The 13,044-nt window shown below is 65.0% G+C and carries 9 protein-coding genes; 4 read left to right on the forward strand and 5 right to left on the reverse strand.

Translation table 11 applies throughout. The features are described 5' to 3' along the window. Positions 1–22: 22 nt before the first annotated feature. From fabB to K408_RS40265, 3 genes are all read left to right on the forward strand, one after another. The gene (gene fabB / locus K408_RS0111930; protein ID WP_024338569.1) at positions 23–1,246 is read left to right on the forward strand and encodes a beta-ketoacyl-ACP synthase I; all 1,224 of its coding nucleotides are present in this window, start codon (positions 23–25) and stop codon (positions 1,244–1,246) included. A 165-nt stretch (positions 1,247–1,411) separates the two neighbouring features. Beyond that, positions 1,412–2,212 (forward strand): enoyl-ACP reductase FabI, encoded by an 801-nt coding sequence (gene fabI, locus K408_RS0111935; protein WP_024338568.1) that lies wholly within the window; start codon positions 1,412–1,414, stop codon positions 2,210–2,212. A gap of 187 nt (positions 2,213–2,399) precedes the next feature. Next, the gene (locus K408_RS40265) at positions 2,400–4,388 is read left to right on the forward strand and encodes an autotransporter family protein (protein ID WP_051160657.1); all 1,989 of its coding nucleotides are present in this window, start codon (positions 2,400–2,402) and stop codon (positions 4,386–4,388) included. Positions 4,389–4,398: 10 nt separating this feature from the next. On the opposite strand, the gene K408_RS0111945 is transcribed toward K408_RS40265, so the two are convergent. Both K408_RS0111945 and K408_RS0111950 read right to left on the reverse strand, forming a co-directional pair. Next, complete coding sequence (locus tag K408_RS0111945; protein ID WP_024338566.1) at positions 4,399–4,995, reverse strand: glutathione S-transferase family protein; 597 nt, start codon at positions 4,993–4,995, stop codon at positions 4,399–4,401. A 20-nt stretch (positions 4,996–5,015) separates the two neighbouring features. Beyond that, the gene (locus K408_RS0111950; RefSeq protein WP_024338565.1) at positions 5,016–5,942 is read right to left on the reverse strand and encodes a hydrogen peroxide-inducible genes activator; all 927 of its coding nucleotides are present in this window, start codon (positions 5,940–5,942) and stop codon (positions 5,016–5,018) included. A gap of 115 nt (positions 5,943–6,057) precedes the next feature. Here K408_RS0111950 and katG point away from each other — a divergent pair, with 115 nt between their 5' ends. Then, positions 6,058–8,223, forward strand: coding sequence for a catalase/peroxidase HPI (gene katG / locus K408_RS0111955; RefSeq protein WP_024338564.1), 2,166 nt, complete (start codon positions 6,058–6,060; stop codon positions 8,221–8,223). Positions 8,224–8,584: 361 nt separating this feature from the next. On the opposite strand, the gene fdhF is transcribed toward katG, so the two are convergent. Genes fdhF through phnE form a run of 3 tightly spaced genes read right to left on the reverse strand, consistent with a single transcriptional unit; the run spans position 8,585 to position 13,013 of the window. Beyond that, entirely contained in the window at positions 8,585–11,314 is a 2,730-nt protein-coding gene (fdhF, locus tag K408_RS37965; protein ID WP_029674010.1) for a formate dehydrogenase subunit alpha, read from the reverse strand. Positions 11,315–11,336: 22 nt separating this feature from the next. Beyond that, on the reverse strand, positions 11,337–12,119 hold the full coding sequence (phnC, locus tag K408_RS0111965; RefSeq protein ID WP_245265888.1) for a phosphonate ABC transporter ATP-binding protein: 783 nt from the start codon (positions 12,117–12,119) through the stop codon (positions 11,337–11,339). 24 nt (positions 12,120–12,143) lie between these two features. Continuing rightward, the gene (gene phnE, locus K408_RS0111970) at positions 12,144–13,013 is read right to left on the reverse strand and encodes a phosphonate ABC transporter, permease protein PhnE (RefSeq protein ID WP_245265887.1); all 870 of its coding nucleotides are present in this window, start codon (positions 13,011–13,013) and stop codon (positions 12,144–12,146) included. Positions 13,014–13,044: the final 31 nt, after the last annotated feature.

Consider the following 13,044-nt stretch of genomic DNA (forward strand, 5'->3'; position numbering starts at 1 on the left):
CAACGAGCAGGGCGAGGCTGTCATGAGGCGGGTTGTGGTCACCGGAATGGGCATCGTCTCGTCCATCGGAAACAACACCCAGGAAGTGCTTGCGAGCCTTCACGAGGCGAAGTCTGGCATTTCGCGGGCTGAAAAATATGCCGAGCTCGGCTTCCGTTCGCAGGTGCAAGGTGAGCCGACGCTCGATCCTTCGACGGTTGTCGATCGCCGTGCAATGCGTTTCCTGGGCCAGGGTGCGGCGTGGAATCACATCGCGATGGAGCAGGCGATCCAGGACTCCGGCCTCTCGCCTGACGAAGTCTCCAACATCCGCACCGGCATCATCATGGGCTCCGGCGGTCCCTCGGCGCGCACCATCGTCGAGGCTGCCGACATCACCCGCTCCAAGGGTCCGAAGCGCGTCGGCCCGTTTGCGGTGCCGAAGGCGATGTCCTCCACGGCCTCCGCGACGCTCGCGACCTGGTTCAAGATCAAGGGCGTGAACTATTCGATTTCCTCGGCCTGCGCGACGTCGAACCATTGCGTCGGCAACGCCTATGAGACGATCCAGATCGGCAAGCAGGACGTCATCTTCGCCGGCGGCTGCGAGGAACTGGACTGGACGCTCTCGGTGCTGTTCGACGCCATGGGTGCGATGTCCTCGAGGTACAACGACACGCCGGCCACGGCCTCGCGTCCCTACGACGTCAACCGCGACGGCTTCGTCATCGCCGGCGGCGCCGGCGTCCTGGTGCTGGAAGAGCTCGAACATGCCAAGGCGCGCGGCGCGCGCATTTACGGCGAGATCGTCGGCTATGGCGCGACCTCGGACGGCCACGACATGGTGGCGCCGTCGGGCGAAGGCGCCGAGCGCTGCATGCGCATGGCGATGTCGACGGTGAAGACCAAGGTCGACTACATCAATCCGCATGCGACCTCGACGCCGGCCGGCGATCCGCCGGAGATCGAGGCGATCCGGAAGGTGTTCGGCGTCGGCGAGAAGTGCCCGCCAATCTCGGCGACCAAGGCCCTGACCGGCCACTCGCTGGGCGCCACCGGCGTGCAGGAAGCGATTTATTCCCTGCTGATGATGAACAACGGTTTCATCTGCGAGAGCGCGCACATCCAGGAGCTCGATCCCGTGTTCGCCGACATGCCGATCGTGCGCAAGCGCATCGACAACGTCAAGATCGGCACCGTGCTGTCGAACTCCTTCGGCTTCGGCGGCACCAACGCCACGCTGGTGTTCAGCCGGCTGGACGTGTGACGTCCTTGCGGACGCGCCGGTAGTTTTTCGTCATGGCCGGGCAAAAGCGCGAAGCGCGTCTTCGCGAATGATGTCCGGCCATCCACGTCTTTGCTATTGGTGCCGGAAGAACGTGGATGCCCGGGACGAGCCCGGGCATGACGGACAGCGGAGAGTAATCGCGACATGGACGGATTGATGAAAGGCAAGCGCGGTCTGATCATGGGCATCGCCAATGATCACTCGATCGCCTGGGGCATGGCGAGGACGTTGCATGCCCATGGCGCCGAGCTGGCCTTCACCTTTCAGGGCGAGGCTCTCGGCAAGCGCGTCAAGCCGCTGGCCGAGCAGCTCGGCGTCGATCTGGTTCTGCCTTGCGACGTCGAGGACATCGCCAGTGTCGATGCCACCTTCGCTGCGCTTCGCGAGAAATGGGGGCGCCTCGACTTCGTCATCCATGCGATCGGCTTTGCCGACAAGAACGAGCTCAAAGGCCGCTACGCGGACACCAGCCGCGAGAATTTTTCGCGCACGATGGTGATCTCCTGCTTCTCTTTTACGGAGGTGGCAAAACGCGCCGCCGAGCTGATGACGGAAGGCGGCAGCATGATCACGCTGACCTTCGGCGCGTCGGAGCGCGCGATGCCGAATTACAACGTGATGGGCGTGGCCAAGGCGGCGCTGGAAGCCTCGGTGCGCTACCTCGCTGCCGATTTCGGACCGCGCGGCATCCGCGTCAACGCGATCTCCGCAGGCCCGATCCGGACGCTCGCGGGCTCCGGTATCGGCGAGGCGCGTGCGATGTTCGCCTTCATGCAGAAGCATTCGCCGCTCCGCCGTGGCGTTACGCTCGACGACCTCGGCGGCTCGGCGCTGTATCTGCTGTCGGACCTTTCCGGCGGCGTCACCGGCGAGATCCATTACGTGGATTCCGGCTACAACATCGTCCTGATGCCGAGGCCGGACGATTTGAAGGCGTCGGAGTAGCGCGAACAGCGCCGAAAGGCGCACCCCTTCGAACCATCCCCACCACGCGCTGGCAATGGTCAAACGCCGCGTCGTTTTCTCCCGCCCCACGATCATGGGGCTGACTCGGCGATAGAATCATGCATCCTGCTCCCAGATGGCGCAGCGGGGTCGTACCCTCTGCGGTTGGGGAGGAGTGATCGTTCCGATGGTGCATGCGATGTGCCGCGCGAGCGCGCTGGCGTTCGTTGCCGGCGCGATGCTGCTCTGTGGAGGCTCTCGTGCCCTTGCCCAGTCGACGGTGTGGGATTCGACCCTTTCCAACACGAACTGGTATGTTCCGACTGCGCAACTGCTCGCCTATGCTGCACCGAGAACCGGTTTTTCCAATCCCATCCCGATCGGCGACCAGACCCTGTGGTCGCTCGCGAGCGCGACCAACGGCTCCTTCACCGGCACGAGCGTGGCACAGCTCAAGATCGGGCCCGCGCTTCTGACCGACACGTCCACGATCCAAGGATTCGTAAACACCGCGGGCCAGATCACGATGCTGTTCACGCCGACTTCCGGCGGCACAGTGACCGTGGGCCTCGGCCACATGCGGACGGTTGGCGGCGTGACCTCGATGGAGATGCAGATGATCACGGGCGACAGCGTGCTCGTGACGCATTGGGCATACATGCTTCCTTACGATCCCGCGACCTTCACCCCGCCCGCTTCGCAGCCCGTTCCCGCCAACTCCGTGCCGCAATGGGAGTGGACGGCCGGAACGCCCTGGCGGATTTCCAGCAACTCCTTGTTCGGTACGTCGGCTCCCGGGCGTTTCGTCATCACCGACTACAAGAACGGATATTTCTGGGGGGCAGGCATCGCGCCGGCTGGGAGCAGCGCCGCCAATTTCACCCTGCTGGGCTCGGTGACGCCCGAGGGCAGCGTTCTCTTCAACACGCTCTCGCGCGGCACGCTCGCAAGTCTCTATGGCGCGGCCAGCGGCAATGCATCGGGCGCGCAGATGCTCGTCAGCACCTACGATCTATCGGGCAATCCGACCGGCGGCGTCGCCTATCTCTCACTGGTGCGGCCCTACGCCGAAACGCTCCAGGCCCAGAATAGCCGCGTCGGCTGGGGCGCAGCCGACATGCTGTATCGCCTGTCTGCGACGCCGCTCGGCTGGACCGGCAGCATGGCGACCGGTTTCACCGCGCTCGACAATCTCGGCGGTTCCGGTCTCGTCAACGCGATCAACCAGACCCTGCCTGTTCTGACGGGAGCTGCATCGCAGGCGACTTATGCCACGCAGCGCGCCTTCCAACAGGCGATGACGGGGCGATTGGATGATGTGTTCGGGCTGAATGGGGCCGCGACACGCGAGCGGAACTTCTGGATGAAGCCGCTCGGCGGTGCCCTCCGGCAGGGCAGTGTCGATGGCGTCCCCGGCTATCACGCCTCCGGCGGCGGCATCGCCGTCGGTGCAGACGCGATGATCTCCGCGCGCGCGAGGCTCGGCGGCGTGTTCGCCTACTCGCATCAAAGCATCGCCGGAAGCGAGGATGCCGTTCCGAACAGGCTGGCCGTAGATTCCTATCAGGCGGGGCTTTACGGCGCCTATGCTCTCGGTCGGGGCGTTCAGGTCGATGGCCAGCTCGATGGCGCGTTGAACGACAATGGCGAGAGCCGGTCGCTCACCTTCATCAACGGCAAGGCCGGCGCCGGCTATCGATCGTATGGCGGTCACGCGGGCGTTGGCGTCCGCAAGCTGATGCCGATCAAGCCGGACCTGACGGTCGCGCCGTCGCTGCGGCTGGATTATGGGCAGCTTCGCTCGCCGGCCTATCAGGAGGGCGGCGCCGGCGGCTTCAGCCTCAACGTGGATTCGCAGATCTATCGTGAGCTGACGCTGACGGCAGGACTGAAGAGCGCCTACAGGGTCGCGAAGCAGGTGTATCTCACAGGCGATGTCGGCATCGGTTACAACACGCTGAATCAGGGACTTCAGATCAAGTCGGCCTTTGCCGGCGGCGGCGAAGCGTTCGTCACCAACGGTCTTGCGTTGTCGCCCTGGATCTACTCGACCGCGCTGGGCCTGGCCGCCGCCGACGGCAAAGGCCTTGATCTCGGCATCCGCTACGGCGTTGCGGCCACGTCTTCCGGGCTGCTCCAGCAGTCCGGGCTTGCAGTTCTCAAGATCAAGCTTTGAGCGCGTCGTCTCAACCGGCCGCGATCTTCTCCGCGCGCTGGAACGCCGGCCGCGCCATGCAGCGCGCGAGATAAGCGTCGAAGGCCGGCCGCGACGGCACCATCTTGAACAGGCGTACCGCAAAATTCAGGCCCGAGCCGATTGCGATGTCGGCTGCGGAGAATTCGTCGCCGAGAATCCACGGTCCCTTCTCGAGCGCGGCTTCCAGCACGTCGAACACCTGCGTCGCGCTGCCCCACGCCGCGGTCGAGGTCGGGATCTCGATCTTGGTGAAGATCTGGATGATCGCGGGCTCGATGCAGCCCGGTGAGAAGAACAGCCATTGCAGATAGCGCGCGCGGCGCGGATCGGTCACGGCAGGCGCCAGCTTGGTTTCGGGATAGCGGTCGGCGATGTAGGCGCAGATCGCCGCGGCTTCCCCGAGCGCGGCATCGCCGTCGGTCAGCGCCGGCACCTTCCCCATCGGATTGATCTTGAGAAAGTCCGGCGCCTTCTGCGCTCCCGTCGAAATGTCGGTCAGCACGCGCTCGTAAGGCAGGCCGCTCTCCTCCATCAGCCAGAGCGTCGTGAACGAGCGCGAACGGGGCGACCAGTATAGCTTGATCATGAGGTGTTTCCCTTGATCTGTTAACTTCGCGAGCTGCGCACGCTGTGACCAGCCCGAACCTTGCCGGCCGACAGGCACACCACCTCGGAGATCTGCAGCAGCTGCCGCGCCAGCGGACTGGTCTTGCGCCAGACCATGCCGATGGTGCGCGAGGGTTCTGGGTCGCGGAAGCGCGCCAGCGAGACCGAGGCCGATCGCGTCTCGACCGGCACCGCCATCTCCGGGATCAACGTGACGCCGATCCCGGCGCTGACCATCTGCACCAGCGTGGACAGCGAGTTCGCATCCAGCATCTCGCGCGGCGGCGCCGACTGCATGTTGCAGAAGGAGAGCGCCTGGTCGCGGAAGCAGTGCCCCTCCTCGAGCAGCAGAAGCCGCATCTCGCGCATCATCTCGCGTGACGGCGCCGGTGTGCCTTCATCCGCGCTTGGCCGCACCAGCAGGAATTTCTCCTCGAACAGGGCGACCTCGGTGAGCGAGGGCTCCGACACCGGCAGCGCCACGATGGCGGTGTCGAGGCGGCCCTCCACCAGCTCCTGGATCAGCCGCGGGGTCATCGTCTCGCGCACGCGGATGTCGAGCTCCGGGTGCATGCGCGTGAGATTCTTGGTGATGGTCGGCAGCAGATAGGGCGCGATGGTCGGGATCATGCCGATGCGCAGGCGGCCGGCGAAGCGGTCCTGCGAGGCGCGGGCGAAATCGCCGAGCTCGTCGACCGAGCGCAGAATGTCGCGGACGCGCTGGGCGAGCTCCTCGCCGAACCGGGTCAGCGCCACCTGGCGCGCGCTGCGCTCCAGCAGCAGGCCGCCAAGGGTCTCCTCCAGCTCCTTGATCTGCATCGACAGGGCCGGCTGCGAGATCGAGCAGGCCTCGGCCGCGCGGCCGAAGTGACCATGACGGGCCAGCGCATCGAAGTACCGGAGCTGGCGTAGCGTCACGTTGAGCATCAGAAAATCCTATCGCAGCGATCACCAAAGTCAACTTTACCTGATCGAACCTCGCGCTTAGAGTGGTTCTACCTGGTCAAAGGCGCGAGTTCGACGCCCACCAGAGGAGGTATTCATGGACGACACTTCGAAGTGCCCGTTTTCGGGCGGAAAACGCACGCGCTCAAACCGCGATTGGTGGCCGACGCAGCTCGATATCGAGGTGCTGCACAAGAACTCCGAGAAATCCGATCCGATGGACGAGGATTTCAACTATGCCAAGGAATTCAAGTCGCTCGACCTCAACGCGGTCATCAAGGACCTGACCGCGTTGATGACGAATTCGCAGGAATGGTGGCCCGCCGATTTCGGTCATTACGGTGGCCTCATGATCCGCATGGCCTGGCACAGCGCGGGCACGTACCGCACGACCGACGGTCGCGGTGGCGCCGGTGCGGGTCAGCAGCGTTTCGCACCCCTCAACAGCTGGCCCGACAACGCCAACCTCGACAAGGCGCGCCGTCTGCTGTGGCCGATCAAGCAGAAATATGGCCGCAAGATCTCCTGGGCCGACCTGATGGTGCTCGCCGGCAACGTCGCGCTGGAATCGATGGGCTTCAAGACCTTTGGTTTCGCCGGCGGCCGCGTCGACGTCTGGGAGCCGGAAGAGCTCTATTGGGGACCCGAAGGCACCTGGCTGGGCGATGAACGCTACAGCGGAGAACGCCAGCTCTCCGAGCCGCTCGGCGCCGTGCAGATGGGCCTCATCTATGTCAATCCGGAAGGCCCGAACGGCAAGCCGGATCCCGTCGCCGCGGCGAAGGACATCCGCGAGACCTTCTTCCGCATGGCGATGAACGATGAGGAAACCGTCGCGCTGATCGCGGGCGGCCACACCTTCGGCAAGACCCACGGCGCGGGCGATCCGTCGCTGGTCGGTCCGGAGCCGGAAGCCGGTGCGCTCGAGGATCAGGGCCTCGGCTGGAAGAGCAAGCACGCGTCGGGACTGGGTGGCGATTCCATCACCAGCGGCCTCGAGGTGACCTGGTCGCAGACGCCGACCAAGTGGAGCAATCACTTCTTCGAGAACCTGTTCAAGTACGAATGGGAGCTGACGAAGAGCCCGGCCGGCGCACAGCAGTGGAGGGCGAAGAACGCCGAGCCGTCCATCCCGGATGCGTTCGACCCGTCGAAGAAGCATGTCCCGACCATGCTCACGACCGACCTCTCCCTGCGCTTCGATCCCGCCTACGAGAAAATCTCGCGGCGTTTCCTGGAGCACCCGGATCAGTTCGCGGACGCTTTCGCCCGCGCCTGGTTCAAGCTCACCCACCGCGACATGGGCCCGATCCATCGCTATCTGGGACCGCTCGTGCCGAAAGAGACGTTGATCTGGCAGGATCCGATTCCCGCAGTGGATCATGAGCTGGTCGGCGAGCAGGACATCGCTGCTCTCAAGTCGAAGATCCTGGCCTCGGGCCTCACGGTGCCGGAGCTGGTCTCGACCGCCTGGGCGTCGGCTTCGACGTTCCGCGGCTCGGACAAGCGCGGCGGCGCCAATGGTGCGCGCATCCGCCTTGCCCCGCAGAAGGACTGGGAGGTGAACGAGCCGGCCCAGCTCTCCAAGGTGCTCGGCAAGCTCGAAGCGATCCAGAAGGACTTCAACGCGTCATCCGGCGCGAAGAAGGTCTCGCTGGCGGACCTGATCGTGCTCGGCGGCACCGCCGCAGTCGAGAAGGCTGCCAAGGACGCCGGCGTCGACGTGAAGGTCGGCTTCACGCCGGGCCGCATGGATGCCTCGCAGGAGCAGACGGATGCGGCCTCCTTTGCGCCGCTGGAGCCGCGGGCCGATGGTTTCCGCAACTACATCGGCAAACGGCATCAGTTCATGCAGCAGGAGGAAGCTCTCGTCGATCGTGCCCAGCTGCTGAGACTGACCGGTCCTGAGATGACGGTGCTGGTCGGCGGCCTGCGTGTGCTCGGCGCCAACGCGAACGGTTCGAAGCACGGCGTGCTCACCAGCAAGGTGGGAACGCTCAGCAACGACTTCTTCGTCAACCTTCTCGACATGAGCACGCAGTGGACGCCCGCGGCGGACGGCAGCTATGAGGGACGCGACCGCAAGACCAACGCGGTGAAGTGGACCGGCACGCGCGTCGACCTGATCTTCGGCGCCCACTCCCAGCTCCGCGCCTTCGCCGAAGTCTACGCGGCCTCCGACTCCAAGGAGAAGTTCGTCAAGGACTTCGCCAAGGCCTGGACCAAGGTGATGAACCTCGACCGCTACGATCTCGCGGCGTGAGGCTCAGGTTCGCCTCTCCCATAGGGAGAGGTCGGTGAGCAGCGCCGGGTGAGGGGCTCCAATCTCTGGTGGGACCAAGCCCCTCACCCGATTTTCTTCTCGGATCGAGCTCTTCCCGCTGGGGAGCGGCGAAGAGCAGCGCGCCTGAAGGAACGAAGCGCCAAATGGACTTGTGCGCACGTCTGCGAAGATCAGATACACGCGTGACGCAGCGTGGCTGCAAGACGTGGGTGGCGTGTGGTGTACGATCGGCTTCTCCCCACATGGCCGGCGCGGGTTTGCTGCGGATCACGCATTCAATTGCCGGTCGGGCATCTCGAACCGATGTGCGCCGGCACGACCTTTGCCCAGCTTTCGGCCGTCAGCCTTCTGGCTCGGCGATGATCCGCGCGGCGCAATACTTGTACTCCGGCACCCGCGTGGTCGCGTCGAGTGCCGAATTCGTCAAGTCGTTGGCCGCGGCCTCGAAATAGGCGAATGGCATCCAGATCACGCCCGCCTGCAAGCCGGTGTCGAGGCGCGGCGCGACACTGACGCCACCCCGCCGGGTTACGACGCGGACACGTGCGGCATACTCAAGTCCAAGGGAGTCGAAGACGTCGGGTGCGACGTTGACGACCGGTTCCGGCGCGAGAGCGTCCAGCACTGGCGCGCGACGCGTCATCGAGCCCGTATGCCAGTGTTCAAGGAGCCGGCCGGTTACCAGGGTCAGTGGATAGTCCGCGTCCGGCTCTTCCGCAGGGCCTCGCCCCTGGAGCGCGACGAGACGGCCGCGCCCGCTTGGGGTCGGAAAGCGTTCGGCGAACAGGCTTCGAGCGTGCCCAAGCGGCAGCGCGATTGCCTTCTCGCGTTCCAGCATCGACCAGCTCGTGCCCGCCAGCATCGGTACTACGGCCGCCATTTCGTCGAACAGCTCGGAGAGACGATCGTGGCGCCATGGTGCACCGAGGTGCTTCGCCAGCGTGGAGGTGATCCACCAATCAGGACGTGCATCTCCGGGCGCTGGAACCGCGGGGGCAAGCAGTTGTACGACCCTGTCGGTGTTGGTGACCGAGCCGCTCCGCTCGGCGAGCGCCGTGGCCGGCAAGATCACGTCTGCGAAGGCCGCCGTCTCGGTTGGGAAAATGTCCTGGACGACGAGATGGTCGAGCCGCGCCAGCGCCTCTCGGGTCCGTGTCAGATCGGGATTGGCCATGGCTGGATTGCCTCCGGCCACATAAAGCCCGCGAATCCTTCCGGCATGCGCGGCTTCCAGAATCTCGACCTGCGTGAGCCCCGGCGACGCCGGCAGATCAGCGCCCCACAATTTCGACAGCCTCGTCCGTGCCTGTGGATCGCCGACCGACGCATAGCCGGGAAATGACGACGGAATCAGGCCCGCGTCGCAAGATCCCTGAACGTTGTTCTGGCCCCGCAGCGGGTGTAGGCCGGAGCCGGGCTTGCCGACATGGCCGCAGATCAACGCCAGCGCGATAACGCAGCGGATGTTATCCGCACCGTGCACATGCTGCGACGCGCCCATGCCCCAGAAGCACATCGCGCGGTCGGCGGTCGCAAACAGACGTGCCGCCGCGGCAATCCGGCCGGCATCGACGCCGGTGAGCCGCTCGGCGAGGCTCGGCGTCATCCCGCGCACGCGCGCAGCGAGGTCATCGAAGCCGTGGATTCGGTCGCGGACGAAATCACGGTCGTAGAGCCCTTCTGCAATCACCACGTGGAGCATTGCAGACAAGAGCGCGACGTCTGAGCCCGGTCGGAGGGCGAGGAAATGAGTGGCGTGGCGCGCGAACGGCTGGTGATACGGATCGACCAGGATCAACTTGGTGCCGCGATGCACGGCATTCTTCATGATGGTCGCGGCGACCGGATGGTTGACCTCCGGATTTGACCCGACCATCAGCGCGACATCGGCGTGTTCGATCTCCTCGATCGGTGCCGTCACCGCCGAATAACCGATCGCCTCGCCGAGTGGCGGCACGGACGCGCACAGGCGCGTGCAATGATCGATATGCTGCGTGCCGAGCACCGACCGCGCCATCTTTTGCAGAATATAGGCGTCCTCATTGGTGGTCTTGGCAGAGCCAAGCACGGCGAGTGCATCGGTGCCGTGCCGTTCGGCAACGGCTCTGAGCCCCGCCGCAGCGCGATCGAGCGCCTCATCCCACGAAGCCGGACGGAAGAATTCGGTCACCGCGGCGGGGCCGGGCACCGGCATCGCGCGCTTGGGTGCGTCGTCACGCCGGATCAGCGGCACTTTGAGACGATCGGGATGGTGCAGGAAGTCGAACCCGAAGCGTCCCTTGACGCATAGCCGCCCATGGTTGGCCGGACCGTCGGCGCCAGCCGCCTGCACGACGCGGTCACATGAAACCGTCAATTCCACGCGACAGCCGACGCTGCAGAACGGACAGATCGTGTCTGCCGTGGTCGCCGGCACCGACCTCGCGACGGCCGGCTCGGACGAGACCGTTGCCAGCGCGCCGGTCGGACAGACCTGGGCGCACTCCCCGCAGGCCACGCAGGAACTGGCGCTCAGAGACACGTCGGCATCGAACACGATCCGGGCGCCGTTCCCCCGGCCGCTCATCCCGATGACGCCGTTCACCTGAACATCCTGACATGCTGTGCGGCACAGGCCGCAGCGGATGCAAGCGTCGAAGTCGACGACGATCGCTGGATGCGGCGGCACTGTCGGCTCGATCGCCGGCCGATGGCCAAAGCGCGTTGCGCCGACACCAATCTGGGCGAGCGCCTCGGCGAGACGAGAGCCGGGCCGCAACGCACCCGCCCCTTGTTCAGACAGCGTCAGCTCCGCGACCACCCTGCGCGCCTGCAGCGCACGTTCGCTCGACGTGCGCACGACGAGACCTTCGGCGACCTCGCGGCGGCAGGCGGGCGCGAGCTTGTTCTCGCCTTCGATCTCGACCAGGCAGAAACGACAGGAGGCCTCGGCCTCATAGCCTTCGCGGCCACACACGCAGACGGACGGAATGATGATGCCACAGCGCCGCGCCGCCTCAAGCAAGCTTGTTCCAACGGAGGCGTCGACCATGTGATCGTCGATGCGCAGCATCACGGTTGGCTCAGTCATGCCCAGGTATCCGCAGTCGGAATCAATATGCGTAGAGCCGATCGCGGACGTCACGTCCGAATTCGGAAGGCGGGCCATCGAAGAAAACCCGCCCCGCCTTGAGGGCAATGATGCGGTTGGCGTAGCGCACTGCCAGGTCGACCTGGTGAAGGCTGCACAGCACCGTGATTCCATGCTCCATGGCACTGTGCTGCATGATCTGCAGCACGTTCTCGGCCGATTCCGGATCGAGACTGGAGATCGGCTCATCGGCGAGGATGACGTCGCCTTGCTGGGCAAGCGCGCGCGCGAACGCCACCCGTTGCTGCTGGCCTCCCGACAGGCGCTCCGCACGCTGGTAAGCCTGGTCGAGCAGCCCGACACTGTCGAGACAGGCGAGCGCAAGCTGGCGATCCTCAGCGCTGAAGCGGCGGAGCAACGCCCGCCACAAAGGGGTGGACGCGAGCCGTGCGGCCAGCACATTGTCGATCGCCTTTAGCCGCTTCACCAGGTTGAATTGCTGGAATACGAAGCCGATCTGGCGGCGGAATTGAATAAGCTGCCGCCGCGTCAACGTCGTGACCTCGACACCGTCGATGAGAACATGCCCCGAATCGGGTTCGATCAGCCGCGTCAGGCAGCGGAACAGGGTCGACTTGCCGCAACCGCTCGGACCAAGCAGTACCACGAATTCTCCCTCGCCGACGTCGAAGCTCACCTGATCCAAGATCTGGCGCTCGCCGAAACGCTTACATACGCTGTCGACGCGGATCGCTCGACGTACCGGTGCGATCGCGACCGGTCTCGCCGAAGCGTCGACCTTCACCAGGGTATTCATGATGCAGCCTCCTCAGGCTTGTTCGACGCGACGGGCGACCGGCAGCGGCCGGGCGCGGGCACTCTCGGGACTGAGCACCATGCGGCGCAGCCAGCCACTCAGGGTGTCGATGGCAACCACCATAATCAGGATCACACCGAGAACCGTGAGCAGCTTCGGGAAATCGAGGAGATCGATCGAGTCTTTCAGGGTCTGGCCGATACCGCCGGCGCCAACGATGCCGAGCACCGTCGAGGCGCGGACGTTGAATTCCCAGATGTAGAGGATCACCGCGACGATGTTCGGAAACACGTCGGGAAGGAGCGCATATCGGAACGTCTTGACCGGTCCAGCGCCCGTGAGCTTGATGGCCTCGATCGGTCCGGGATCAGCGGGCTCGATGACTTCGGTCAGCAGCTTGCCTAGCGCACCCGTCATATTGAACGCGATGGCGAGGACGCCGGTGAACGGACCGAAACCCACGGCAGCGACAAAGATCAAGGCGAATACCAGGATTTCGGTGCCACGGAGCAGCGAAAACACGGCGCGAACCGCGCGGTAGACGACAGGATGCGGTGTCGTGTTGCGGGCCGCGAGCGGCGCAAGCGCGCCGGCCACGACCAATGCCAAGACCGTTCCGACGGTCGCCATCGCAAGCGTCTGGAATGCATCACGCAGAATGCGGTCGATCTCGCTGAAGTCGGGAGGAAACATCTGGCCGAACCAGCCGGCAACCTTCGGCAGGCCGGTGATCAGCCTTGTGATATCGATGTCGACCGACATGAACGTCGCCGCGAGAAAGACAAGGAGCAACGTGAAACCCGCGGCGCGCGCCAAGCGCGATACGACGAACGGCGACGGGTGCGGCTCGATATATCGCCGGCCCGCCGTGTAGGAGGTCATCCTCACGGCTCTACTCCGATTGTGGTGGACA

Origin of the sequence: Bradyrhizobium sp. in8p8, assembly GCF_000426845.1 — a bacterium.
GTDB classification, from domain to species: domain Bacteria; phylum Pseudomonadota; class Alphaproteobacteria; order Rhizobiales; family Xanthobacteraceae; genus Bradyrhizobium; species Bradyrhizobium japonicum_C.